Annotated in this window: 20 protein-coding genes; 18 read left to right on the plus strand and 2 right to left on the minus strand. The window is 55.1% G+C overall.

Annotated elements, in window-relative coordinates; translation table 11 throughout:
- The first annotated feature begins 6 nt into the window (after positions 1–6).
- Positions 7–951 carry an AEC family transporter gene (locus tag ACTQ52_RS01585; RefSeq protein WP_410042464.1) on the plus strand — a complete coding sequence of 315 codons (945 nt, stop codon included), beginning with the start codon at positions 7–9 and terminating at the stop codon, positions 949–951.
- Between the two features lie 136 nt (positions 952–1,087).
- Here the strand turns inward: ACTQ52_RS01585 and ACTQ52_RS01590 are convergent, their stop codons facing one another.
- A complete protein-coding gene (locus ACTQ52_RS01590; RefSeq protein WP_441981582.1) occupies positions 1,088–1,303 on the minus strand; it encodes a type II toxin-antitoxin system Phd/YefM family antitoxin in 216 nt (71 codons plus the stop codon).
- Between the two features lie 177 nt (positions 1,304–1,480).
- On the opposite strand from ACTQ52_RS01590, the gene ACTQ52_RS01595 reads away from it, so the two are divergent.
- Positions 1,481–2,452: a LysR family transcriptional regulator gene (locus tag ACTQ52_RS01595; protein ID WP_441981583.1), complete on the plus strand. Its 972-nt coding sequence runs from the start codon at positions 1,481–1,483 to the stop codon at positions 2,450–2,452.
- A 148-nt stretch (positions 2,453–2,600) separates the two neighbouring features.
- Positions 2,601–3,890 (plus strand): aconitase family protein, encoded by a 1,290-nt coding sequence (locus tag ACTQ52_RS01600; protein ID WP_441981584.1) that lies wholly within the window; start codon positions 2,601–2,603, stop codon positions 3,888–3,890.
- Here the strand turns inward: ACTQ52_RS01600 and ACTQ52_RS01605 are convergent.
- Entirely contained in the window at positions 3,868–4,785 is a 918-nt protein-coding gene (locus ACTQ52_RS01605) for a LysR family transcriptional regulator (RefSeq protein WP_441981585.1), read from the minus strand. The two genes, ACTQ52_RS01600 and ACTQ52_RS01605, sit on opposite strands and share 23 nt — an antisense overlap.
- A gap of 284 nt (positions 4,786–5,069) precedes the next feature.
- On the opposite strand from ACTQ52_RS01605, the gene ACTQ52_RS01610 reads away from it, so the two are divergent.
- The 15 genes from ACTQ52_RS01610 (at position 5,070) to ftsH (ending at position 25,545) form a co-directional block, all read left to right on the plus strand.
- Complete coding sequence (locus ACTQ52_RS01610; protein ID WP_441981586.1) at positions 5,070–7,367, plus strand: hydratase; 2,298 nt, start codon at positions 5,070–5,072, stop codon at positions 7,365–7,367.
- A gap of 325 nt (positions 7,368–7,692) precedes the next feature.
- Positions 7,693–7,992 (plus strand): citrate lyase acyl carrier protein, encoded by a 300-nt coding sequence (gene citD, locus ACTQ52_RS01615; RefSeq protein WP_441226143.1) that lies wholly within the window; start codon positions 7,693–7,695, stop codon positions 7,990–7,992.
- A complete protein-coding gene (locus ACTQ52_RS01620; RefSeq protein ID WP_441226217.1) occupies positions 7,992–8,894 on the plus strand; it encodes an aldolase/citrate lyase family protein in 903 nt (300 codons plus the stop codon). Before citD ends, ACTQ52_RS01620 begins: the two co-directional genes overlap by 1 nt.
- 2 nt (positions 8,895–8,896) lie before the next feature.
- Positions 8,897–10,459 (plus strand): citrate lyase subunit alpha, encoded by a 1,563-nt coding sequence (citF, locus tag ACTQ52_RS01625; protein WP_441226142.1) that lies wholly within the window; start codon positions 8,897–8,899, stop codon positions 10,457–10,459.
- 242 nt (positions 10,460–10,701) lie between these two features.
- Positions 10,702–11,235, plus strand: coding sequence for a citrate lyase holo-[acyl-carrier protein] synthase (gene citX, locus ACTQ52_RS01630; RefSeq protein ID WP_441981587.1), 534 nt, complete (start codon positions 10,702–10,704; stop codon positions 11,233–11,235).
- A 108-nt stretch (positions 11,236–11,343) separates the two neighbouring features.
- Positions 11,344–12,453 (plus strand): triphosphoribosyl-dephospho-CoA synthase, encoded by a 1,110-nt coding sequence (locus ACTQ52_RS01635; RefSeq protein ID WP_441981588.1) that lies wholly within the window; start codon positions 11,344–11,346, stop codon positions 12,451–12,453.
- Between the two features lie 10 nt (positions 12,454–12,463).
- Positions 12,464–13,636 carry a [citrate (pro-3S)-lyase] ligase gene (locus ACTQ52_RS01640; RefSeq protein ID WP_441226139.1) on the plus strand — a complete coding sequence of 391 codons (1,173 nt, stop codon included), beginning with the start codon at positions 12,464–12,466 and terminating at the stop codon, positions 13,634–13,636.
- A 303-nt stretch (positions 13,637–13,939) separates the two neighbouring features.
- Positions 13,940–14,497: an elongation factor P gene (gene efp / locus ACTQ52_RS01645; protein WP_410042475.1), complete on the plus strand. Its 558-nt coding sequence runs from the start codon at positions 13,940–13,942 to the stop codon at positions 14,495–14,497.
- Positions 14,498–14,668: 171 nt separating this feature from the next.
- Positions 14,669–16,483 carry an arginine--tRNA ligase gene (argS, locus tag ACTQ52_RS01650; RefSeq protein ID WP_441981589.1) on the plus strand — a complete coding sequence of 605 codons (1,815 nt, stop codon included), beginning with the start codon at positions 14,669–14,671 and terminating at the stop codon, positions 16,481–16,483.
- 25 nt (positions 16,484–16,508) lie between these two features.
- Positions 16,509–17,072 (plus strand): phosphodiesterase, encoded by a 564-nt coding sequence (gene yfcE, locus ACTQ52_RS01655; protein WP_410042477.1) that lies wholly within the window; start codon positions 16,509–16,511, stop codon positions 17,070–17,072.
- A 263-nt stretch (positions 17,073–17,335) separates the two neighbouring features.
- Positions 17,336–18,481, plus strand: coding sequence for a lactaldehyde reductase (fucO, locus tag ACTQ52_RS01660; protein WP_410042478.1), 1,146 nt, complete (start codon positions 17,336–17,338; stop codon positions 18,479–18,481).
- Between the two features lie 78 nt (positions 18,482–18,559).
- A complete protein-coding gene (locus tag ACTQ52_RS01665; protein WP_441981590.1) occupies positions 18,560–20,059 on the plus strand; it encodes a hypothetical protein in 1,500 nt (499 codons plus the stop codon).
- Positions 20,060–20,230: 171 nt separating this feature from the next.
- The gene (locus tag ACTQ52_RS01670; RefSeq protein ID WP_441981591.1) at positions 20,231–22,822 is read left to right on the plus strand and encodes a heavy metal translocating P-type ATPase; all 2,592 of its coding nucleotides are present in this window, start codon (positions 20,231–20,233) and stop codon (positions 22,820–22,822) included.
- Between the two features lie 126 nt (positions 22,823–22,948).
- Complete coding sequence (locus ACTQ52_RS01675) at positions 22,949–23,263, plus strand: metal-sensing transcriptional repressor (protein ID WP_410042481.1); 315 nt, start codon at positions 22,949–22,951, stop codon at positions 23,261–23,263.
- Positions 23,264–23,472: 209 nt separating this feature from the next.
- On the plus strand, positions 23,473–25,545 hold the full coding sequence (gene ftsH, locus ACTQ52_RS01680; RefSeq protein ID WP_410042482.1) for an ATP-dependent zinc metalloprotease FtsH: 2,073 nt from the start codon (positions 23,473–23,475) through the stop codon (positions 25,543–25,545).
- Positions 25,546–25,789: the final 244 nt, after the last annotated feature.

Raw genomic sequence — 25,789 nt, forward strand, 5'->3', positions numbered from 1 at the left:
AATTCTATGGAAAATCTGATCTTCAGTCTCAATGCAACGATGCCGATCTTTCTTATGATGGTACTGGGCTATGCGCTGCACCAGATCGGCTGGCTTGATACAGATTTTGCAAGTAAGTTAAACAAGTTTGTATTTCTGATACCACTGCCGGTGAACCTGTTCGTGCAGGTATCGGCACTCGACATCCGCGAAGCCTGGGATACCCGTTTCGTCGTATTCTGCTTCGTCGCGACGCTGCTGAGCGTCCTCATCGCTGCACTTCTGTCACGGATGCTTCATAACCATGCAGAGCGCGGCGAATTTGTACAGGCGGCGTACCGTTCGAGTGCCTCCCTGATCGGGGTGGCTTTCATCGAGAATATCTATGGTACCGCCGGCATGGCGCCGCTTATGATCATCGGTGCGGTACCGCTTTATAATGTGATGGCCGTCGTGGCACTCAGCCTGACCGATCCGGAGAATACGGGACTCGATAAGAAGACGCTCTCAAAGACCGCCCGTGGTATCGTGACGAATCCGATCATCATCGGTATTCTGGTGGGTCTTCTCTGGTCGCTTCTCCGTATCCCGCAGCCGAAGATCCTGATCACGACCTGCAGCAAGGTCGGGGCACTCGGCACCCCGCTCGGCCTGATGGCGATGGGCGCGATGTTTGATTTTAAGAAGGCCTTCGGCAAGCTGGGTCCGGCCTTCGGAGCCACGTTCCTGAAGCTCATCGGCTTTAATATCCTCTTTCTGCCGATGGCGGTCGCGCTCGGCTTCCGTACCGAGAAGCTGGTGGCGATTCTCGTCATGCTCGGCTCTGCCACGACCGTGAGCTGCTATGTGATGGCGCGGAACATGCACCATGAGGGTACACTGACCTCGTCGGTCGTCATGTTGACGACCCTCTTCAGCGCATTTTCGCTGACGTTCTGGTTATGGCTTGTTAAGACGCTGGGACTGATCTGAACTTCCTTTATTTTTGCTGTATAAAAAAGCCGCCGGTCATCGGCGGTTTTTAGTACATCATCCTTCTTCACGATTTACGAGGAGGCCGATAAATTCTTTCGGAGTAAAAACCGGTAGGGACGATTTGCTGTAATATTCATATATGATTCAGTCGCTCCTCTCTTGCTTCTTCAAGTGTCATATCAGCTGGAAGCACACCAAACAGAGACTTTGCAACGTCAATTTTGTCCTGCTGAGGATTCGACAGCTTTGCAACGATTTTTCCATTACGCGTTATATAAATATCTTCCGTTCTGGCAAGCATCAGATACTTTCCCAGGTTACTCTTTAATTCCGTAGCCGTTATCAACATATGACTGTCCCTCCCTTTTGCGTCTTCATCATACCATCACCGTACGATTTCTTCGATATTACGCACTATTTATTTTGAGATTTGTACGATTCCATACTAGCATATAGAATTAATCTATGAATAATACAGGTTTTAATATATAATAGACTTTGACATTTATCTGACGGAGGCATGCGTATGGACTTCAGGGAGCTGAGCTACATCATCGCGGTGGCGGATCATCATAGCGTGACGGAAGCGGCGAAGAAGCTGTATATTTCACAGCCTTCCCTGAGTTACATCATCTCGAAGGTGGAGGAGGATCTCGGGGTGAAGCTGTTTGACCGGAAGACGAATCCGATCTCGCTGACCTATGCCGGTGAGCGCTATGTGAAGACAGCGCGGGAGATTATGCTGCTGAAGGATAATCTCCGGCGGGAGCTCGCAGATATCGGCCATGGGCAGAAAGGGCGCATCAACATTGGCATCCCGACGGAGCGGGCGGGCTACATGCTGCCGAAGGTGATCGGGCCGTTCCGGGCACAGTTTCCGAACATCGAGATCCATCTTCAGGAATCGAAGTCTGAGGAGATCATCACGAATCTCATGAATGATAAGATTGCTTTCTGTGTGCTGCCGGGAGGCACGGATCATCTGCCGGTCGGCGTGAAGACGGAGTACATCTATACGGAGCGCCTGTTTCTCGTCGCCGGAAAGGATATGATTACGGAGGAGATGCTCGTTTCCCCGGGTGGTCAGATGGTACGCGATGCCTCAAACATCCTCGAGGATCTTCCGGAGGTCGACCTTATGAAGCTTCGCGAGCTTCCGTTCATCATTATGAAGCGTGGTCAGTACATCCGACGGAAGGTAGATGATGTTTTCCGTCGCTTCGATTTTCTTCCGAAGGAAATCATGGAGGTATCGAGCTGCATCTCTGCGACACAGCTGGCGGCCTCCGGGCTCGGTGTGGCCATCGTGCCGGAACGTGCCATCGTGCCGTTCCAGAATCCAAATTTCCGTGTTTATAATTACGGTCCGACGCCGGACTGCTGGGAGGTCAATGCAGTCTTTAAGGAAAGCATTTACCTCGGCGAGGCAGAGCGCGGCCTGATCGAAACGATGCAGCAGGTGTTTGAAGCAGAAAGCAGCAAAAGCAATAACGGATAGAAAAAACTGCATACGAAATATACAAATCAATATATTTTACTTATAGGAAGGAGCACCCGTATAATTAGACTCAAGTACAGGGTGCTCTTTTGATATCATTTCCTGCGATTCAGGTGATGAGCACCGGAACATCGTAAAAGGAGAAAAGATGGTAACTTTATTTGATCACGGCGTCATCCTCGATGCGGCGGGCAATGTTTCCGACGCCAGTGCGGCACCTTCCCATGCGGTCGAGGCTGGTCGTCAGAAAACCATGGCCTATCGTATCCTGGCGGCCCACAATCACAGTGGCGACATGCGGCATCTCGAGCTGAAGTTTGACAGCATGGTCTCCCCGGACAACAACTATGTCAATATCCTGCAGACGGCACGCGCATCCGGACTCACGAAGTTCCCGATGCCGTATGTGCTGTCCAACTGCCACAACACCCTCTGTGCCGTCGGCGGTACGATCCTGGAGGACGATCATGCCTTCGGCTTATCCAATGCTGAAAAGTTCGGCGGTATCTTCGTGCCGCTTTATCGCGGTGTCCTCCACCAGTATATGCGTGAGAAGATGGCCGGCGGCGGAAAGATCAATGGTATCCCGGGCAACGGCCTGAACCTGCACGTGAACCCGGCCTCCCTTCCGGTGATGGAGGACCTGATGCGCCAGGGCATCGGCTCAGAGCTGGCCATCGCCGGCGTCACGATGCGACCATGCATCTGCGGACCATGCTTCGGTGTCACCGATACACCGGCGAACGACCAGCTGAGCATCCGTCATGTGACGAGAAACTACGCGACCCGAGAGGGCTCGAAGCCTGGGCAGGGACAGATGGCGGCGGTATGCCTCATGGATGCGCGTTCGATCGCCGCAACGGTTCGAAACGGCGGCCGTCTTACTGCCGCGACCGAGCTTACGAACGTAGAGTATCGGAACCTTCATCCTCATTTTAACGAGAAGATCTATGAGCATCAGATCTACGATAACTATGGTCATGCCGATCCGAAGGTCAAGCTCGTGAAGGGCCCGAACATCGCGGACTGGCCGGAGATGGCCCCGCTGAAGGAGCATCTCCTTCTGAAGGTGGCCGGCTCCTATCAGGGCTCTGTCACCACGGATGAGCTGGTGCCATCCGGTGAGGCCAGCTCCTATCGCTCGAATCCGGAGAAGATTTCCGGCTTCACGATGATTTCACGTGATCCGCAGTATGTATCGACGGCAAAGGCGATTCGTGTCCTCGAAGCAGCACCAAACTTCGAGCAGGCGCCGAAAACATCCCGGGATGCGGGTGATCCGAATGGCGTAACCTTCGGTTCCCTCATGGTTTCCGACCAGATCGGGGATGGCTCCAGCCGTGAGCAGGCGGCCTCCTGCCAGAAGGTTCTCGGCGGTTTTTTCTATACACCCGGTTATGCATTATATGGGAAATTCACGTTAGAATCTCGTGCATGATATCCCGAAGTGCGAGCGTGGCCTTGCTATGATAGCGGCCAGGGGCGAGTGCCGTCGAGATCTCGATGGTGCCGCCGTCCTTCCCGAGGGAGAGGAACTCTGCGTTTCGGAAGTAGTGACGGGAACTGTAGTAGGTGAAGGCGAGCCCCTGCCCGGCGGCTCCGAGGGAAGAGGCCAGCAGGACCGACATGTTATCATTATACGTGATGGGTGTCAGCTCGTTTTTCAGAAAGATCCGGCGGGCGTACTGTCCGAGCATCGTATCGGTACCACAGAGATTAAATTCATAGTTCGCCGCATCCCGAAGATCGACGTACATCGGAATCTGCGAGGTTCCGCTGTGCTGTCGATTTTTTTTCGCCTTTTTCATGATCGGGTGCGTCGGACTCGTGATGAGACAGATCTCGTCGGTCATCAGGTACTCGGATTCGATCCGACTGTGCTTGTCCGGAGTGGCCAGCAGGGCGAGATCGAGATCTCCATTCGTGAGGAGCTGCTCGAGCATACGCGTACGACCATCGACGACCTTCACATGGATGTTTGGATACTTCATATGAAAGGCATTCAGCACCGGAGGCAGCATATAGGATCCCCGAAATGTATTGATGCCGAGAATAACACTGCCGCTTTTCAGATTCGCTGTATCCTGCATCTCATCCTGGACGCGCTTGTACTCCGCCGTCGCTTTATAGGCATAGGAGAGTAGCAGCTCCCCCGCCTCCGTCGGACGCACACCACTCGCCGTGCGCACGAAGATCCGGTACCCAAGCGCCCGCTCATAATTCGAGAGAAACTGCGACAGACTCGACTGCGCCATATAGAGACGCTCCGCCGCCCGCGAAATACTCCTCTCCTCATAAATCGCAATCAGAAAATTAAGATCCTTCAGTTCCATTTGAGCAGCTCCTCTCGAACTTATTCTAATAATTATTATTAATTATATCTGTACCTGACAGAATTACGTATTATATCGGAATTATCGATAACTAGTATAACAAAATATCGAACTCTGCGATACCTGCATTTGAGATACTATATCGATAACAAAGTTATTCATTTTAATAATTAACCGTTCAGTCAGGGAAACGCGGAGGACGCACAGTAGAAGCCATACGAAGAGGTCGTGCATCCTTCTGATCTTCTCGTCTGAACAGGAACATAAAACCCAAGGAGGTACATATGGTAAAGTTACATGAAGGTGGCGTCTACCTGGTGCACGGAAGCGAGATCATTCCGGCATCGGAGTCCGCAAGAGTCGAGCAGCTGACCGGAAAGGCGGCAAACCAGGAAGAGGCGAAGAAGGGCACGATCGCCTATGGTATCATGAAGTCTCACAATACGGCGGAGACCATGGATCAGCTGAAGATCAAGTTCGATGCGATGGTATCTCATGATATCACCTTCGTCGGCATCATCCAGACTGCACGTGCATCCGGTATGGAGAAGTTCCCGCTTCCATACGTGCTGACCTGCTGCCATAACTCACTCTGCGCGGTCGGTGGTACGATCAATGACGACGACCACTACTTCGGACTCTCCGCTGCAAAGAAGTACGGCGGAATCTACGTTCCACCTCATATCGCCGTATGTCATCAGTTCATGCGTGAGAACTTCGCCGGCTGTGGCAAGATGATCCTCGGCTCCGATTCCCATACCCGTTATGGTGCACTTGGTACCATGGCCATCGGTGAGGGTGGCGGAGAGCTCAGTAAGCAGCTCCTGCAGCAGACCTATGACGTCGCTTATCCGGGCGTGGTAGCCATCTACCTCACCGGTGAGCCACAGCCATTCGTCGGTCCGCACGATGTCGCACTCGCGATCGAGCGTGCGGTCTTCAAGAACGGTTATGTGAAGAATAAGGTGATGGAGTTCGTAGGCCCTGGCGTATCCAGCATGACGGCAGACTACCGTAACGGTGTCGATGTCATGACGACGGAGACCACCTGCCTGTCCTCTATCTGGAGAACCGATGCCGCAACGAAGGCGTTCCTTGACCAGCATCACAGAGGTGCAGAGTTTAAGGAGCTGAATCCGGCAGATGTCGCATACTATGACGGCTGCGTCGAGGTCGATCTTTCCAGCATCCGTCCGATGATCGCGCTTCCGTTCCATCCGTCGAACGCATACGAGATCAGCGAGCTCTATGATAACCTCGAGGACATCCTCCGTGCGACCGAGCAGGAAGCCGAGAAGGTCGCAGAGGGAAGAGCCCACTTCACTCTCCTCGATAAGATCACCGCGGATCACCGGCTTCAGGTGCAGCAGGGCATCATCGCCGGCTGTGCAGGCGGTAATTATACCAATGTTGTTGAGGCGGCGCATGCACTGAAGGGCAGAAACATTGGCGACAGCGAGTTCTATCTCAGCGTCTACCCGTCCTCGCAGCCGGTCTATACCGACCTCGACCGCAAGGGCCTGCTCGCAGACCTCATGGATGCGGGTGCCATCATCCGTTCCGCCTTCTGTGGACCTTGCTTCGGTGCAGGTGACACACCGGCGAACAACGCACTCTCGATCCGTCATACGACCCGTAACTTCCCGAACCGTGAGGGCTCGAAGCCGGGCGCAGGTCAGATGTCGGCCGTATGCCTCATGGACGCTCGTTCCATCGCCGCGACCGCAGCCAACGGCGGTAAGTTGACCTCTGCCGAGGAACTCGACTGCTGGGGCGATATCCCGGAGTATAACTACGATGATAAGGCCTACCAGAACCGTGTATACCAGGGCTGGGGCAAGGCCGATCTCGAGCTTCCGCTTCGCTTCGGACCGAACATCAAGGACTGGCCGGAGCAGGAGGAGATGACCGATCACATCCTTCTCAAGGTCGCTTCGAAGATCCTCGATCCGGTTACGACGACCGATGAGCTCATCCCGTCCGGCGAAACCTCCTCCTATCGTTCGAACCCGCTCGGCCTCGCAGAGTTCACGCTTTCGAGACGTGATCCGGAGTACGTAGCCCGTGCGAAGGCAGTACGTGATCTCGAGGATGCACGTAAGGCCGGTAAGAACGCTGCGGAGGTAGAAGAAGTCTTCAAGCTGATCCACCAGATCCCGGGCCAGGAGAACGTACAGGCGTCCGAGGTCGAGATCGGTTCCACCATCTACGCGAACAAGCCGGGTGACGGCTCTGCCCGTGAGCAGGCCGCTTCCTGCCAGCGTGTACTCGGTGCCCTCGCAAACATCACGCAGGAGTATGCGACCAAGCGTTACAGAAGTAACTGCATGAACTGGGGTATGGTCCCGTTCCACCTGAAGGGTGAGCCGGACAGCTTCGAGGTCGGCGACTACATCTACGTACCAGGCATCCGTCATGCACTCACGGAGAATAAACTCGACGATATCAAGGCTTATGTTCTGAAGAATGGCCAGGCGACCGAGATCGAGCTCTATGTCCTTCCGATGACCGAGAACGAGCGGAGAATCGTCATGGATGGCTGCCTTATCAACTTTAACAGGCTGGGCCATGCCAATGCTTAAAACACGCCATCATCACAGAGCCAGGGCGTTCTGAACTCGCTTCGGATGATGAAAAACGGGGAGATTCATGTCATCTCCCCGTTCGTGTATACAGAATTGTATAAATATAGGAACAACTTATGCCATCCATAATGATATAACTATTTTACTATATCTCCCGACTGCTATATTATGGAATTACCACAAAAAATAAGAATTATCCGGCGCTCTGAAGTGTATAATTACTATAGCCTAAACACAGAAAAGCGTTGGTTAAGTCGAAACACGTAACTTATGGAGCTGCGGGAGCGATTGGGGGATCGCTTCTGCTGACAAGGAGGAAACTATGGAAATTAAGAAACCTGCTGTAGCGGGCACGATGGAATCCAGTGACTGCCAGGTAACGGTTGAGCCGGGAGACGGAAAGATCGATTTCACTCTCGATTCCGCAGTTGCACATCAGTTTGGTAACGAGATCCGCAAGGTCACCATGGAAACCCTGAAGAATCTGGGCATCGATAATGTCAAGATCTCCATCGTCGACAAGGGTGCACTCGACTGCACGATCAAGGCGCGTATCGAAGGTGCTGTATACCGTTCGGTAGATCAGTACACGAATTTACCATGGGGAGGTGCCATCCGATGATTGAGAATCCGAACAAGAAGAGACTGAGAAGATCCATGATGTTCCTGAACGCACAGAAGCCGTCACTCATCAAGGATCCGTACATCTACAAGTGTGATTCACTCATGCTGGACCTCGAGGATGCGGTTGCGGTAACCGCGAAGGATACCGCGCGTTTCTCACTCTACCATGCACTGACCACCATCGACTACCGTGGATCTGAGCGTGTCGTTCGTATCAACGGCCTCGATACCGACCTCTGGCAGGAGGATATCCGCTGCGTCGTAGCTGGAGGCGCGGATGTCATCCGTATCCCGAAGACCGAGTCGGCCGACATGGTACGTGCCGTAGAAGAGAAGGTCGTAGCAGCCGAGGAAGAGTTCGACCGTGAGCCGGGTTCCACCCTCATCATGTCTGCACTCGAGTCCTGCAAGGGCATCATGCATGCCTACGAGGTCTGCACCGCTTCAGACCGTATGATCGGTGTCGCACTTTCTGGTGGTGACTACACAAAGGATCTGCAGACACACATCACCGGTACCGGCGTTGAGCTCATGGGTGCCCGTCAGCAGATGATCATCGCTGCACGTGCCGCTGGCGTACAGTGCTTCGATACCGTATGGACGAACCTCGATGACATGGAGGGCTTCCGTAAGGACGTTCAGATGATCCATGACATGGGCTTCGACGGAAAGTCCTGCATCAATCCTCGTCAGATCGATGTCGTGCATGAGATCTTCACACCGACCACAAAGGATATCATCTTCGCAGAGAAGGTAATTAAGGAAATCGATGACAAGAAGGCAAAGGGCATCGGTGTCTTCACCGTTGACGGTAAGATGATCGATATCGCTTTCTATGACGGCGCACAGAGAACCATCAAGCTCGCAAAGGCAGCCGGTGTGTATAAGGGGGATCTTTAATTATGATAAATGCAGTAGGAAGAGATATTCCGGAGGAGATTTTAAAGGCAACCGGTAAGGAAGTATTCCAGGGAACCCACCATTTCGACGGCCATGAGTATGAGACCGCTTCCCATAAGGTGAAGTGCGTGATCAATTCAAACGGCTCCAAGCTCGTAGATTCCATCCATGATGTACTCGTAAAGTGCGGCATCAAGGACGGTATGACCCTTTCCTTCCACCACCACTTCCGTAATGGTGACAAGGTGCTCAACATGGTCATGGAAGAGGTTCATGCCATGGGCATCAAGAACATCACGATCTGTGCTTCTTCCCTTGGCGGACAGAACGATCCGATCGTGTACATGCTCGACGATGGCACCATCACAAACATCGAGTCTTCCGGTGTGCGTGGTGAGATCGGTAAGGCGATTTCAAACGGTCGTCTTCAGGGACTTGCGATCATGCGTTCCCACGGTGCCCGTTCCAGAGCCATCATGAGCGGCGAGACCCACATCGACATCGCCTTCATCGGCGCACCAACCGCGGATGAGTATGGTAACCTGAACGCCAACGGCGGTAAGGCAGACTGTGGTGTGCTTTCCTACTCCGCAGTGGATGCAGAGTATGCAGATCGCGTAGTTGCGATCACCGATACACTGGTACCATTCCCGAACCTTCCTGCACAGATTTCTCAGGTGAAGGTCGATTATGTCGTAAAGGTCGACGAGATCGGTGATCCGACGAAGATCGCCACCGGCGCAGCGAAGCCGACGACGGATCAGAGAAAGCTGCTCATGGCGAAGTACTGCACAGACTTCGTTGTCAACACACCGTACTTCAAGGATGGCTTCTCCTACCAGACCGGTGTCGGCGGTGCTTCCATCGCTTCCACCAAGTACCTCGCAGAGATCATGCGTGAGCGGAATATCCACATGTCCTTCGGCGTCGGCGGTATCGCGAAGCCAATGTGTGACCTCCTCGAGGAAGGCCTCATCGGCTGCCTCGTGGATACCCAGGATTTCGACCAGGATGCGATCCGCTCCGCAGCGACCAATCCGCGTCACTTCTACATCACCGCAGATGAGTATGCAAACCCGTTCAACAAGGGCGCATACGTCAACAAGCTGGATTTCGTCATCCTCGCTGCACTTGAGGTCGATACACACTTTAACTGTAACGTGGTTGTAGGCTCTGACGGTGTCATCACCGGTGCACAGGGCGGACATCCGGATACGGCTGCCGGTGCGAAGTGCACCATCGTGATCGCTCCGATCATGCAGGGAAGAATCCCGACGATCTGCAGCGACTGTACGACCGTCACCACTCCGGGTGAGGATGTCGATGTCGTCGTAACCGATTATGGTATCGCCATCAATCCGAAGCGTCAGGATCTCATCGACGCTGTCGCTGGTAAGGGTCTTCCGATCAAGACCATCGAGGAGCTTCGTGACATCGCATACTCCATCACCGGTGAGCCGGAGAAGGTTCAGTTCGGTGATCGTGTTGTCGGTATCATCGAAGCACGTGACGGCTCTGTCATGGATGTCGTTCGTCAGATCAAGCCATTCGAGTTTAAAGACTGATCATACAGGACCTGAGTTTTGATTCGGGTCAGCAGATCATGACCTCTCCGTGCATAACACGGTCTTCTCATGAACGAAGGCGCTCTGGTTAGGGGGATAACTAGAGCGCTTTTTTCGTATCCGTCCATGCGGGCGCTGTGCAACGCTGTGCCGGGATGATTTCGAACGGAGGGATTTTCTTCGCCTCATATCCCTGTCGTGTGTTAGAATAGGCTGTAAACAGAAAGAAGAGGAGGCCTGCTATGGAAAGGAAACTTGATTTTACACATGAGGTGACAGTGCCGGAGATGCTGGCCGCGCGGGATCATCGGGTGGAGCAGCAGCGGGATTTCATCACGCGCTTCCATCATCCGGTGATCTGCTTCATGCTGAACATCCCGGGCCCACATAAGGTGGGAGAGGATTTCTACTGGGCCTTCGAAACCGGGCTGCAGCGCATAGGGCACAGCCTCGACCAGAATGGTATCCGTATCGAAGCAGAGGAGAAGGACGTCGAGGTGACCGGATATGTGTATTACGCTTCCGTGGATGCGGAGGCGATCCGTGTGAAGGAACTCATGTGTCTCATCGAGGATGCGGACCGGCTCGGACGCATCTTCGACATCGACGTCATTCAGAAGGATGGACAGAAGGTGAGCCGCGAGGAGTTCGGCATGCCACCGCGGAAGTGCCTCATGTGTGAAGAGGAGGCGCATCTCTGTGCACGAAATCGAACCCATGCGGTGCCGGAGATGGTCGCGGAGATCCACCGCATCATCGAACAGGCGAGAGGCTGAGAGCTGATCAGTGACGAGTGTAGTGGAGACGATAGGGACGCTCGGGAAGTGGCAGATCATCTGGATCGATGGAGCGCACGCTGCGTGCGCAGGATGAGGAGGGCAGATGTGAGGACAGGAACAGACAGAAACCCGGCAGCACGTGCGGCTCTTCTCGAGCGCATCGGCTGGCAGGTGCGGAACGCCCTGCTCGGCGAGGTCTATGCGACACCGAAGCCGGGCCTCGTGGATCGTCGGGATACCGGCGCGCATCGTGATATGAATTATGAGACCTTCCTCGCGAGCACGGAAGCCATCACACCGTACATGGTGCGCATGTTTGCGGAGGGGATGGATGCGACAGCAGTTGGCCATACGCCGGAAGAAGTATTCCGGGCGATTCGCGGCATCGGCCTCGAGGCGGAGCAGGCGATGTATGCGGCGACCGATGGCGTGAATACGCATAAGGGCATGATCTTCACCATGGGCATCGTGCTGGCGGCGGCGGGCATACTGTACGCACGCGCGGATACGACGAGCGAGCAGCTGGTGGAAAAAGAATTACAGCCGAGTGACGATGTGACGCCGGAAGCATTGGCTTCAGCGGATGTGCAGCCGATGGACGCTGCCGGAGAGTCGGTGATGCCGAGTTCGACCATCATCGCCGGGCAGATCACGGTGGATGCGATCCTCGACATGGCGCGTCAGATGACCGCACGGAGTATGGCAGAGGACTTCCGGAAGATGCTCGGGCACCCGCCGAAGACGCATGGGGAGCGGCTCTTTCAGGCGTATGGGGAGCGGGGCATCCGCGGACAGGCGATGGAGGGCTTTCCGATCCTCCGGGATACCGCCGTGCCATGGCTGCGTCGTTTTCGGAATCTGAGCAGTGATGAGGCGCTGCAGCAGGCCTTCGCTGCGCATGCGACGCTCCGCCGCGGACTCCTGCAGGATACCGGCAGCATGCACGCCGAGCATTTCGAGAATGCGGTGCATGTCAGCACACTGATCGCGATTATGTCGGTGCTGAACGACACGAACGTGTTCATCCGAAGCTCCTATGAGGATATGTGCTGGCTGCAGGCAGAAAGCAGTACGATCCTCGGCATGGGTGCGATGTTTACGGAGGAGGGGGTGCGGGCGATCGAAGCACTGAACATGGCCTGCATCGAAAAGAACATCAGTCCGGGGGGCGCTGCGGATATCCTCGCGGTAGCGATCCTGCTTTTGAAACTGTAAAGAGGTAATTATGTCAGATACAACGTATGCGATCTCATCGGTCGGTCCGGGTGACCGCTACATACAGGCAGAGGTGGACGCGCTCCTCGAGCGGGAGGGTATCCACCGGGATCAGCATCTCGACTATACGGCTGCGATGCTCGACGAGGACTATCATGTCATCGCGACTGGCAGCCTGTTCGGAAACACCCTCCGTTGTATGGCGGTGAGCTCCGATCACCAGGGCGAGTCCCTCATGAACGCGATCGTTTCCCATCTCGTCGAGGTGCAGTACAGCCGTGGAAACTACCATCTCTTCCTGTATACGAAGTGTGATTCCGCGCGCTTCTTCGGAAACCTCGGCTTCTATGAGATCACGCGCGTGCCGGAGGAGAACATCGTCTTCATGGAGAATAAGCGGACCGGCTTCCGGGATTACCTCGCGGCGCTTCAGCGGGAGACGCAGCAGGTGGAGATCACCGCCCGGGATGAGGCCAATGCAGGCGAGCCGGATCCGTCGCACCCGGCCGAAGCCGTTGTGCTCCCGGGAGGGTCATGTGCAGTCGGCCCTGCAGCATTGAACCAGAGCGGACGTGTCGGGGCGATCGTCATGAACGCGAATCCGTTTACCCTCGGGCACCGCTACCTCGTCGAGCAGGCGCGGACGGCCTGTGGGGTCCTGCATCTGTTTATGGTGTCGGAGGATGTGAGCCTCGTACCGTTTTCCGTGCGGAAGAAGCTGATAATTGAAGGAACGAAGGATATCCCGGGCATCGTTTACCATGAAGCCGGCTCATATATCATCAGCTCCGCGACCTTTCCAGCGTACTTCCAGAAGGGAGACAACGCGGTGATCCGAAGCCAGGCGGGCATCGATGCACAGATTTTCACACAGATCGCGGCGGCGCTCGGCATCACGGATCGCTTCGTCGGGGATGAACCGACGTCGGTGGTGACGGGCATCTATAATGAAATCCTGTCGACGGCGCTGCCGGAGGCCGGCGTGGCGTGTCACATCATCCCGCGGAAGGAAGCGGACGGAAAGGCCATTTCAGCCTCCACGGTACGGAGCTGCATCCATGATGGACGGCTCGAGGAGATCCGCGGCCTCGTGCCGGAAACGACCTACCGCTACTTCACATCGCCGGAAGCAGCACCCGTGATCGGGCGGATCCGGGCAGCAGAAGAGGTCGTACATTACTGATTGGTTTCGAAAATGGCAGCAGTTCAGACCGGCGGACCCGGAGGGACAGTCTCGAAGTACTGTGCCTCCGTTGCCGCCCTCCGGCCTCCTCGATCTGAACAGTTACGGAAAAACAGTGGAGAATAGGCCGGAAACCTAAGAAATGCTTGCATTGCTGATGTATTTATATTAAAATACATCAGTATTTTGTGAGCTTGGCGCATCCGAAGGGACGTTGATTCGGGCCTGAAAGTACGATTAGAATATAAAAACTTCATGTTTCCAGAATAGAGATATTTTGGTTTTTCATTTTAGGAGGATTTTATGGTATCAGCAGGTGATTTCAGAAACGGTGTCACACTTGAGATTGATGGTCAGGTTGTTCAGATCGTCGAGTTCCAGCATGTAAAGCCTGGTAAGGGCGCAGCTTTCGTAAGAACGAAGCTTAGAAACGTTATCAACGGTGGTGTAATCGAGCGTACATTCCGTCCGACCGAGAAGTTCCCGCCAGCACACATCGACCGTCAGGATATGCAGTATCTCTACGATGATGGTGACATGTACAACTTCATGAACCCGGAGACCTTCGAGCAGATTTCCCTTTCCCACGAGCAGATTTCAGATGAGATGAAGTTCGTAAAGGAGAACGAGACCGTTCGTGTAGACTCCTACCAGGGTAAGGTATTCGCTGTTGAGCCGCCTCTGAAGGTTACCCTCGAGGTTACCCACACGGAGCCGGGCGTAAAGGGCAACACCGCAACCGGTGCTCAGAAGCCGGCAACCCTTGAGACCGGTGCAGAGATCATGGTTCCGCTGTTCATCAACATCGGTGATAAGGTTATCGTATCTACCCAGACCGGTGAGTACGAGTCCCGCGGCTGATATCTGCGTGATCAGAACATATACGGAGCGATCCGTTTGTGAGAAGGTTTCCCAAACGGGAAGCCTTCTTTTTTTCGAGTTTATGGGGTCAGACCCCCTTACGAAATTCTTAAGAAACCGTCGATTCATGGGAGGCCGCGCCTCTCATGGCATAGTTAAAGGAGTATTGATTTGACTACGATTCTGAATGTTATCACCGACGCCGTGCGGACTGCGTTTGTGCTGGCCGGCTATGACGCAGAGCTCGGCCGCGTGTCGATTTCCAACCGTCCGGACCTCTGTGAGTACCAGTCGAACGGAGCGATGGCCGGTGCGAAGCAGTATCATAAGAAGCCGATGGATATCGCAGGCGAGGTGGTGGAGAAGCTGAAGACCATGCAGCAGGGCGATATCGTGATGTTCTCCGAGGTGTCTGCGGTGATGCCGGGCTTCATCAACCTGAACGTGTCCGAGGAGCTCACCACGAAGTATCTGAATGAGATGAACTTCCATGAGGACCTCGGTCTCGATGCCCATGAGGGAAAGAAGATCATCATCGACTACGGCGGAGCCAATGCGGCGAAGCCGCTCCATGTCGGCCACCTTCGTTCGGCCGTCATCGGTGAGGCGATCAAGCGGATGGCGATTCAGCAGGGCAATGATGTCATCGGTGACGTACATCTCGGTGACTGGGGTCTTCAGATGGGCCTCATCATCACGGAGCTCGAGGACCGCGGACAGCTCGATGCAGATCTCGAGATCTCCCAGCTGGAGGAGATCTATCCGTTCGCCTCTGCAAAGGCGAAGGCGAAGTATGAGGATGGCCCGCATAAGGGTGAGCTGATCAACCCGGAGTATGCCGAGCGTGCACATCAGGCGACGCTGAAGCTGCAGAATGGTGATCCGACCTACCGTGCGGTATGGAATAAAATCATGAAGGTTTCCATCGCGGATCTGAAGAAGAACTATGGAAACCTCGACGTTCACTTCGACCTCTGGAAGGGTGAGAGTGATGCGCAGCAGTACATTCCTGGTCTGATTCAGGAACTGATTGATAAAGGACTTGCGTATGAGTCCCAGGGCGCGCTGGTGGTGGATGTCGCGGAGGAGAGCGATGCGAAGGAGATTCCGCCATGCATGATCCGTAAGTCGGACGGTGCGGCACTGTATGCGACTTCTGACCTCGGCACCATCGTCGAGCGTGAGAAGCTGTATCATCCGGATGAGTACATCTACATCGCGGACAGCCGACAGTCTCTTCACTATACCCAGTTCTTCCGTGTGGCACGGAAGGCAGGCCTCGTACGTTCGGAGGAGGAGCTTCGCTTCATCGGCTTCGGTACGATGAACGGCAAGGACGGAAAGCCGTTTAAGACCCGCGAGGGTGGTGTGCTCCGTCTCGAGAAGCTGATCCAGGAGACGAATGAAAAGGTCCTCGAGCGTGTACGCGCATCCCGTGGGGAGGAGCTCAGCGAGGAGGAGGCAGCCGCCATCGCCGTTCGTGTCGGTCTCGCCGCACTGAAGTACGGTGATCTCTCGAATCAGGCGACGAAGGATTACATCTTCGACATCGATAAATTCACGTCCTTCGAGGGCAACACCGGTCCATACATCCTCTACACCATCGTACGGATCAACTCGATCCTTCGGAAGTTCATGCAGGAGCGTGGCGTAAGCGATGATGTGCATGTAAAGGATTATGTGAAGGCCCATGCGACCGACTTCCAGATCCTGCCGATGAAGGAGAAGTCTGCACATGATGTCCAGATGCTTCTCACACGTTATCAGGATGAGATCAACGGTGCATGGAAGGATCTCGCGCCGCACCGCATCTGTTCCTATATCTATGCACTGGCGAACAACTTCAACAGTCTCTACCATGATGTGAAGTTCCTGAGCCTGCCGGAGAAGGAAAAGGAGAGCTGCATGGCGCTTCTGATGCTGACCTTCCGTGTACTGAGCACCTGCATCCATACACTGGGATTCGGTGCACCAGAGCGGATGTAATCGAGAATAAAGGAGAAGACAGAATATGAAATATTTCATTGCAAGTGATATCCACGGCTCTGCATACTGGTGCCGCAGGACCCTGGAGAAGTTCGAGAAGAGCGGCGCAGAGCGCCTGATCCTCCTCGGAGACATCCTCTATCACGGACCACGTAACGACCTTCCGCAGGAGTATGCACCGAAGGAGGTCATCGCGATGCTGAATCCGCTGAAGGACAGAATCTGGGCGGTACGTGGCAACTGTGAGGCGGAGGTCGATCAGATGGTGCTGCAGTTCCCGGTGATGGCGGATTATGCGATCCTCGCACTGAACGGTCATACGATTTTTGCGACCCATGGGCATCTTTTCGATGAGACGAAGCTTCCGCCACTGATGGCGGGCGATGCACTGCTGCATGGCCATACCCATCTTCTGAAGGCGGAGAAGCTGACGGCAGAGGATGGACGTACGTTCTTCCATCTGAATCCGGGCAGCACCTCCCTTCCGAAGGGTGGAAACCCGAATACCTATGCCATCCTCGATGAGGATATGTTCACGGTATATGACTTCGATGACCACACGATCGCCTCGATTTCACTGAATGCGTAAACGACATATTGACGAGATGTTTTATCGTACCCTTCGGCATATTGACGGCCGAAGGGTATTTTTTTAAGCCGAAGAAGTAGAATTTTGTCATATTCTGCGAGCTTATTGATAATTAATCTACAATCTGTTAAGATAAAAAAGGTTTTGGTTGTGCATAGTAGACAAAGTGCACAACGTAATCGAATGGTTGGTATCATTATGCCTGCACAGGAAGAATGGGTCTTTCTGCCAGGGCATTCATATTATTTTAAAGGAGTAGAATTATGGCTGTGAATCGTTTCGTCTTAAATGGTATTTCTTATCATGGACATGGTGCAATCAAGGAGATCCCGGGTCTCATCAAGGCAAGAGGCTATCATAAGGCTTTCGTTGCATCCGATCCTGACCTCGTAAAGTTCGGCGTAACAGCCAAGGTGACGGATCTTCTGAAGGAGAACGGCATCGACTTCTTCCTGTATGATGACATCAAGCCGAACCCAACCATCGAGAACATCCAGCACGGTGTAGAGGCATACAAGTCCTGCGGCGCAGACTGCATGATCACCATCGGTGGTGGCTCTTCCATGGATACCGGTAAGGGCATCGGTATCGTCATCAACAACCCGGAGTTTGCAGATATCCGTTCGCTCGAGGGTGTCGCACCGACCAAGCATCGTACCGTATTCACCATCGCCGTTCCGACAACCGGTGGCACCGGCGCAGAGTCCACCATCAACTATGTCGTAACCGATGTTGAGAAGAAGAGAAAGTTCGTCTGCGTCGATGCAAACGATATCCCGGATATCGCCGTCGTTGATCCGGATATGATGTCCTCCATGCCGAAGGGCCTCACGGCTTCGACCGGTATGGACGCGCTGACACATGCGATCGAAGGCTACACCACCAAGGGTGCATGGGAGCTCGCAGATGTACTCGACCTCGAGGCCATCAAGCTCATCGCAAAGAACCTTCGTAAGGCTGTAACGAACGATCCGGATGGACGTGAAGGTATGGCACTTGCACAGTATGTAACCGCGATGGCATACTCGAACGTAGGCCTCGGTATCGCACACTCCATGGCACATACCCTCGGCGCGGTTTATGACACACCGCACGGTGTTGCATGTGCGATGATGCTTCCGATCGTGATGGAGTTCAACCAGGAGTACACTGGCGAGAAGTTCAAGGCCATCGCAGAGGCCTTTGGTATCGACACGACCGGTATGGATGCAGCGACCTATCGTAAGGCGGCCATCGATGCCGTGAAGCAGCTCTCTGTAGATGTTGGCATCCCGACGAAGCTGGAGGCACTCAAGGAAGAGGATCTTCCGTTCCTGTGTGAGTCCGCTGCCGCTGATGCATGTGCACCTGGTAACCCGAGAGAGGCAAGCATCGCTGACTTCGAAGCTATGTTCAGAAAGTTAATGTAAATATTCCCCCCGGAGTTTTCTCCGGGGGCTTTTTTGTGCTACCATAGGCATCAGAGTTTATCAGAAAGAAAAGGCCAGATGATGATGAAAGAAGCATGGAAATACAGGATGATCCCGGTAGCCCTGATGCTGCTCCTGTCCGGATGTGGACACTTTACGGAGCTTGTGGAGCATGTCGCGTCGAAGCAGGAGACGACGGCGGAAGAAACGCAGGCGATCCTGGAAACGACCATCCCGGCGGAACAGGTCGTGGAGCCGGCAGATTCAGATGCGATGCGGATCGAGCTTTCCCAGGGGGCAGCAGCCCTCGGCTTCGCGCATCTCATGGAGGAGTCCGAGCTGGGTGCGACACAGGGAGACTACCATTTCGATTTGAAGAGCAGTGAAGCAGAGGTCCTGTCGGACTTCATCACCGGAGCGGCGGATGTCGCGGTCCTTTCACCGGAAAGTGCAGCACGGGCCTACCATGATGCGAAGGACGGTGCGGTCATCGTCAATATCAATGCAGGCAACGAGCTGTACTGCATCACCGGCAACAGCGAACTGAAGAGCTTTCAGGGACTGAAGGGACAGACCGTACTGAGCGTCGGACAGGGCGAGCAGCCGGAGTATGTGCTTCGGTACCTGAAGAGTCAATATGGCACGCAGTTCGATGTACAGTATACGAGCATCGAGGACATCACGGCGCAGCTTACGGCGGATCCGTCGAAGGCCGCCATCGTCGCAGAGCCGGATGCCTCGAGCCTTCTGGCCGGCGTGCCGGGTACCGTGCGTGCGTTTTCACTGAAGGACAGCTGGGAGAATGTCACCGCGACTGGCAGCCTGATCTCCAGTGTGACCCTCGTACACCGGAATGACTATGAGAATAAGCGCTCATCTGTAGATCATCTTCTTCGAGAGACCGCGATGTCGATCGTAAAGGCGGAGCGGGCTGCAAATCAGACGGCGAAGCTCGCCGGAAAGTTCGGTATCACACAGGCTGCGGTCGTTCCGCTGGCCCTCCCGTATGCGAATCTCAAGTGCATCACCGGTGACCAGATGAAGAGTCAGATCGGTGCCTACCTCATCGCCATCGCGGAGGCTGATTCGGCAGCCATCGGCCGCAGTATCCCAGGTGAAGACTTCTACTATGGATATGTTGTGACGGAGCCGGAGGAAAGCAGTTCCGTGAGTCGATACGATGATGCGGCATCCTATGGAAATGATTCAGAAGACGAAGATGAGGACGAGTACGAGAATACCGAATCGAAGAAGCGTGAGGACACAGATACAGAGCAGGATCAGAAGCAGGATGACATAAAGCGCGAAAATCATACAAAACGCGAAAACGAAACAGAAGAGGAGGGCGAGAAGAAAAAGAGCGATGAAAAGAAGGAAGAGGGCGAGAAAACGCACGAATCCGAGAAGAAAACCGAAACGAGCGAAAAGCATGTAGAAATCGAAGAGGCGCAGAGGCCGGCAGAAACCGCCGCTTCTCCTGCACCACAGCCAGCCGCACCGGTCGGCCCGGATCCATCCGCCGCACCCGCCGGTCCGGGCGCATCCGATGATCTCCTCCAGGGTGGCCCGATGGGTTGATGAATACAGCCACTTGCTGCGAAGCCGGCTGCCCTCCTGGGCTTCCGGTATGGCAGGCAACAGTATATTTTCTGTTGACAACGCATACCCCTAATGGGTATATTGATATCGGCTGAATATACGGGGTGGGGGTATATCCCTACCGTGACTTGTACACAGAAAGAGGCATCTATGAAACAGTATATCGTGACCGGTATGAGCTGTGCAGCCTGCCAGGCGCGTGTCGAGAAGGCCGCGCGGGCAGTGCCGGGGGTGCGGGAGGCGACGGTCTCTCTGCTGACCAATACCCTCGCCGTCGAGGGCGATGCGGCACCGGAGGACATCATAAAGGCCGTGGTGAACGCGGGCTATGGCGCCAGCGAGAAGGGCGGGCATCCAGATGGAGGCATCCGCCCGAGAAGTAAACAGGATGTGGGGATGCAGGGGGCAGCCTGCTCCGCTGCGGGCTGCGGTCTCGATCCGATGGCGGCAGAGGAAGAGGCCCTGCGGGATCATGAGACGCCGAAGCTGAAGAAGCGTCTCCTTCAGTCCGTTCTGCTGCTCGCCGTGCTGATGTACTTCAGCATGGGCCATAATATGGCGGGCTGGCCGCTTCCGACTGTTTTTGAAAATCCGGTAAATGGTGCCATCGTACAGATGCTGCTCGCGCTCACCGTCATGTATATCAACCGGAAATTCTTCGTCGGTGGCTTCCGCTCGCTCCTTTACCGGGCGCCGAACATGGATGCCCTCGTCGCACTGGGCTCGAGTGCTGCTTTTCTGTATTCGCTGGTGGAGCTCTTTCTGATGAGCCTTGCGTTGGCGGGCAGACAGATGGAGACCGTGCATCACCTGCACCACAATCTGTATTTCGAAACCGCGGCGATGATTCCGGCGCTGATCACGGTCGGAAAAATGCTGGAAGCGATGTCGAAGGGACGGACGACGGATGCGCTTCGAAGTCTCATGAAGCTGGCACCGAAAACCGCGGTGCTGCTGCGGGATGGGAAGGAAGTGACGGTGCCGATCGCAGAGGTGCAGTCCGGGGATCTCTTCGTGGTACGTCCGGGCGAGAGCATCCCGGTCGATGGCGTCATCCTCGAGGGCAGCAGTGCGGTCAATGAAGCCGCCCTCACCGGTGAGAGCATCCCGGTGGATAAGACCGTCGGTGATCCTGTATCCGCGGCGACCATCAACACGGATGGCTTCCTGAAGCTGCGGGCGACGCGTGTCGGAGAGGACACGACGCTCAGCCAGATCATCCGGATGGTGTCGGACGCAGCTGCGACGAAGGCACCGATCTCCCGGATCGCGGATCAGGTGGCCGGTATCTTCGTGCCGGCCGTGATCCTCGTTTCGCTGCTGACCTTCATCGCCTGGATGCTGGCCGGGAAGGGTGTGGAATTTGCGATTCCGCGAGCCGTCGCCGTGCTGGTGGTGTCCTGCCCGTGCGCGCTCGGCCTGGCGACACCGGTGGCCATCATGGTCGGCAGCGGACAGGGCGCACGAAACGGCATCCTGTTCAAGACGGCAGCGGCGCAGGAGCAGGCCGGTCGCATCGAGATCGTCGCGCTGGATAAAACCGGTACCATTACGTCGGGGCAGCCGGTGGTGACGGATGTTCTTCCGGCCGCCGGGGTATCGGCGGAAACGCTCCTGCAGCTGGCCCTCGACCTCGAGCAGTACTCCGAGCATCCACTGGCAGGTGCCATCGTGCGCTACGCGGAGACGCAGGCCATGACCCCACGCGTGGTGACGGAGTTCTCCGCATTGCCCGGCAACGGACTGCACGCGATGCAGGATGCGGCGGAGCTTTGCGGAGGTTCCTATACGTATATGAAGAAGCGCTTCGGTGTCACGGACGGGATGGAGCAGCAGTATGAGGCCCTCGCGGAGCAGGGAAAGACCCCGCTTTTCTTCGTGCGTGACGGGCATCCGGTGGGGATCATCGCGGTCGCGGACGCCATCAAGGAGGATTCCGCGCAGGCCATCGCAGAACTTCAGCATATGGGCATTGACGTCTATATGATCACGGGCGATAATGAAAAAACGGCGCGGGCCATCGCGCAGCAGGCTGGTGTCACACATGTCATCGCTGGTGTCCTGCCGGATGGGAAGGAAGCGGTGATCCGTCGACTGAAGACCGAGGGGCGTGTCGCGATGGTCGGAGACGGCATCAACGATGCACCGGCCCTCACCCGCGCGGATCTCGGCATCGCGATCGGTGCCGGTGCAGATGTCGCGATCGATGCGGCGGATGTGGTACTGATGAAGAACCGGCTCACGGATGTGTCGGCGGCGATCCGTCTCGGGCGGGCGACCCTTCGGAACATCCATGAAAACCTGTTCTGGGCCTTCTTCTATAACGTGATCTGTATCCCGCTGGCGGCCGGCTTCTACACGGCTGTGCTGGGACTCGGATTCGAGATGAGCCCGATGGTCGGCGCGGCGGCGATGAGCCTGTCGAGCTTCACCGTATGTATGAATGCGTTGCGTCTCAACCTCTGTAAGGTACATGACGCTTCACAGGATAGAAAAATCAGAAAGAGAACGAAAAAGGAGAGTAAAAAGATGACAGAGACTGTAAATATCAAGGGTATGATGTGTGGACACTGTGAGGCCAGCGTAAAGAAGGCTCTCGAGAAGCTGGATGGTGTCGAGGAGGCCGTGGTTTCCCACACCAGTGGTACCGCAGAGCTGAAGCTGAGTGCGCCGGTTGACGATGCGGCGATTCAGAAGGCGATCGAGGCCCTCGATTTCGAGTTCGTATCGATCGTAAAGTAAACGCTGTGCCGCATGGGGCGGAGGACAATGCAGACGAGCGGGAGGGTAGTTGCCGCCCCGGGCGATGACGTTGGCCTCTGCTCTGTGTATGGCTGTCGAAAGCTTGTGGAAAGAGGAGGTGGAAACATGGCATGCTGCTGTGGACAGGATGAAAGCGGAAGACAGAAGCATAAGCCGCGGACGCCGGAGCAGGTGAAGTCGCTGGTGACGCGCCTGAACCGCATCGACGGGCAGATCCTCGGCATCAAAAAAATGATCGAGGAAAATCGGTACTGTCCGGATGTTCTGATGCAGGTCAGCGCCGTGCAGTCCTCGCTGAATTCCTTTAATAAGGAGCTGCTCGCGACGCATATCAAAACCTGCGTCGTCGATGACATCCGGGAGGGGAAGGAGGAAGCGGTGGACGAGCTCTGCGAGCTGCTGAAGAAAACGATGAAGTAGGCCCACGAGAGCGTCCGCTGGTGCCTGGGCCACCGGTACATTTGATGGCGTCGGCTCTGTGCATGTGACATAAGGATAGCGTGATTAGCAGTCTTTTGAAAAGACTGCTAATTTTTTGCTTCGTTCACATAGTTAACACATTTCTGCTTTATATTTAGGAGCATCAGATGGAGGAAAGGTATCCTCTGTCACATGAAAGGATGAATCTTATGGGAAATATAGTACAGATCTTCCAGCGGCATCGGCTGAAAAGGCAGATGACGCTCGCAAATGGAAATAACGGCCAGAACCATCCGGAGGACGATCATGGTTTCGGTAATTTCAATGATTTCTTTAACCAGTTCACGAACGGTCAGAACGGCGCGAATGGTGGAAATCATGGGAACAACGGAAATAACAGCTATCAACCGAAGAATAAAAAGCCGCTGATTTTCTATTATTTCATCGCGCTTCTCATCATCCTGCTGCTGAATACCTTCGTATTTCCGTCGCTCCTGACACGGTCGATCCGGCAGACGAGCTATACGGAGTTCATGAACGCCGTGAACAACCAGGCCATCACGAAGGTGAATCTGAGTGATGATACCATCACATATGTCGCGACGGTAAACGGGGAGGATCTCACCTGCCAGACCGGCCGACTGAAGAACGAGTACACCGAGGCACAGGTACTGCAGGAGCTCTACCGGCAGGGTGTCAACTTCGATGAGACGATCCCAGTGGAGACCAGCCCGCTGCTGAATTTCCTGCTGACCTGGATCTTCCCGATTCTTCTGTTCTGGGCGCTCGGCAACTGGCTCAGCAAGCGCATGGCGAGCTCGCTCGGTGCGGGCGGCGGCTTCGGCGGTATGGGTGGCTTCGGCAAGTCGAACGCCCGTGAGTACGAGGCGAAGGACGGAAACAAGGTGACCTTTAAGGACGTCGCCGGCGAGGATGAAGCGAAGGAGCTTCTGTCCGAGATGGTCGACTACCTGAAGGAGCCGGATAAGTATACGAAGATCGGTGCGCATATCCCGAAGGGCGCGCTGCTCGTCGGCCCTCCTGGAACCGGTAAGACCCTGCTTGCGAAGGCCGTAGCCGGTGAGGCGAACGTACCGTTCTTCTCCATCGCCGGCTCCGAGTTCGTCGAGATGTTCGTCGGTATGGGTGCGGCGAAGGTACGTGACCTGTTCGAGCAGGCGAAGAAAAAGTCGCCATGTATCATCTTCATCGATGAGATCGATGCCATCGGTAAGAAGCGTGGCAACGGTGCGATGGGGGGCAATGATGAGCGTGAGCAGACCCTGAACCAGCTCCTGACGGAGATGGACGGTTTCGACAGCTCGAAGGCCATCATCATCCTGGCAGCGACGAACCAGCCGGATTCCCTGGATCCTGCACTGCTTCGTCCGGGCCGTTTCGACCGTCGTGTACCGGTCGAGCTTCCGGATTTCCAGGGACGTGTGGACATCCTGAAGGTGCACTCCAGAGGCATCAAGATGGCGGAAAATGTCGATCTCAGTGCCATCGCGAAGGCAGCCGCCGGCGCGAGTGGTGCCGAGCTTGCGAACATCATCAACGAGGCAGCACTTCGTGCGGTACGTGCCGGTCGTGAGCGCGTGATCCAGTCGGATCTCGAGGAGTCGATCGAGGTCGTCATCGCCGGTTATCAGAAGAAGAACAACGTGATGACGGATAAGGAGAAGCTGATCGTTTCCTACCATGAGGTCGGTCATGCACTGGTCGCTGCACTTCAGAAGAACTCGGCACCGGTACAGAAGATCACGATCATCCCGAGAACCTCCGGTGCACTGGGCTACACCATGCAGGTCGAGGATGAAGGAAACCACTACCTCTACTCGAAGGAGGAGCTGGAGAATAAGATCGCGACGCTCACCGGTGGACGCTGTGCCGAGGAACTGATCTTCCATACCTGCACGACGGGTGCAAGCAACGACATCGAGCAGGCAACGAAGTATGCCCGTGCGATGATTACCCGTTATGGTATGGCGGATGATATCGGTATGGTGGCGATGGAGCAGGTCCAGAACCAGTACCTCGGTGGCGATGCATCCCTCACCTGCTCGCCGGAAACGCAGACGAAGATCGACCAGATGACCGTGGACCTCGTAAAGAAGCAGCATGATAAGGCCTATCAGCTGCTGAGTGACAACATCACGAAGCTCCACGAGATCACGAAGTACCTCTATGAGAAGGAGACCATCACCGGCGCAGAGTTCATGGAGATCCTGAACCGGAAGGAGATCGATCCGTCGGTAGTGGCACCGGGCACACAGGTCTGAGCATCCTGCCTGAAAGGATGCGGATGGAGGATGTGTACATCGGATAGAAAATCCGGATAAACCGAATCGTATCCCGTATGGCCATATATGTAGAATGTGAAGACTCGTTACAGTTTGAGAAAACTGTAACGAGCCTTTTTTTATTCTGAACAATCTGCCGGAACGGTGACAAAACCGATTTAGTTTACGTATAATAAAACCAACTATAGATACCATTCGGGCAGGGACCGCCAGGGCCTTCGCG

The sequence above is a fragment of the Oribacterium sp. Sow4_G1_1 genome (genome assembly GCF_052116105.1).
Classification (GTDB): domain Bacteria; phylum Bacillota; class Clostridia; order Lachnospirales; family Lachnospiraceae; genus Oribacterium.

What these genes read in the sequence shown, in the direction of transcription:
- ACTQ52_RS01590 (WP_441981582.1), bottom strand. Translation starts at nt 1,303, where the DNA reads ATGTTGATAACGGCTACGGAATTAAAGAGTAACCTGGGAAAGTATCTG.
- ACTQ52_RS01640 (WP_441226139.1), top strand. Translation starts at nt 12,464, where the DNA reads ATGTCAGATACAACGTATGCGATCTCATCGGTCGGTCCGGGTGACCGC.
- ACTQ52_RS01610 (WP_441981586.1), top strand. Translation starts at nt 5,070, where the DNA reads ATGGTAAAGTTACATGAAGGTGGCGTCTACCTGGTGCACGGAAGCGAG.
- yfcE (WP_410042477.1), top strand. Translation starts at nt 16,509, where the DNA reads ATGAAATATTTCATTGCAAGTGATATCCACGGCTCTGCATACTGGTGC.
- ACTQ52_RS01675 (WP_410042481.1), top strand. Translation starts at nt 22,949, where the DNA reads ATGGCATGCTGCTGTGGACAGGATGAAAGCGGAAGACAGAAGCATAAG.
- ACTQ52_RS01585 (WP_410042464.1), top strand. Translation starts at nt 7, where the DNA reads ATGGAAAATCTGATCTTCAGTCTCAATGCAACGATGCCGATCTTTCTT.
- fucO (WP_410042478.1), top strand. Translation starts at nt 17,336, where the DNA reads ATGGCTGTGAATCGTTTCGTCTTAAATGGTATTTCTTATCATGGACAT.
- ACTQ52_RS01600 (WP_441981584.1), top strand. Translation starts at nt 2,601, where the DNA reads ATGGTAACTTTATTTGATCACGGCGTCATCCTCGATGCGGCGGGCAAT.
- ACTQ52_RS01605 (WP_441981585.1), bottom strand. Translation starts at nt 4,785, where the DNA reads ATGGAACTGAAGGATCTTAATTTTCTGATTGCGATTTATGAGGAGAGG.
- citF (WP_441226142.1), top strand. Translation starts at nt 8,897, where the DNA reads ATGATAAATGCAGTAGGAAGAGATATTCCGGAGGAGATTTTAAAGGCA.
- citX (WP_441981587.1), top strand. Translation starts at nt 10,702, where the DNA reads ATGGAAAGGAAACTTGATTTTACACATGAGGTGACAGTGCCGGAGATG.
- ftsH (WP_410042482.1), top strand. Translation starts at nt 23,473, where the DNA reads ATGGGAAATATAGTACAGATCTTCCAGCGGCATCGGCTGAAAAGGCAG.
- ACTQ52_RS01665 (WP_441981590.1), top strand. Translation starts at nt 18,560, where the DNA reads ATGATGATGAAAGAAGCATGGAAATACAGGATGATCCCGGTAGCCCTG.
- ACTQ52_RS01595 (WP_441981583.1), top strand. Translation starts at nt 1,481, where the DNA reads ATGGACTTCAGGGAGCTGAGCTACATCATCGCGGTGGCGGATCATCAT.
- ACTQ52_RS01670 (WP_441981591.1), top strand. Translation starts at nt 20,231, where the DNA reads ATGAAACAGTATATCGTGACCGGTATGAGCTGTGCAGCCTGCCAGGCG.
- efp (WP_410042475.1), top strand. Translation starts at nt 13,940, where the DNA reads ATGGTATCAGCAGGTGATTTCAGAAACGGTGTCACACTTGAGATTGAT.
- citD (WP_441226143.1), top strand. Translation starts at nt 7,693, where the DNA reads ATGGAAATTAAGAAACCTGCTGTAGCGGGCACGATGGAATCCAGTGAC.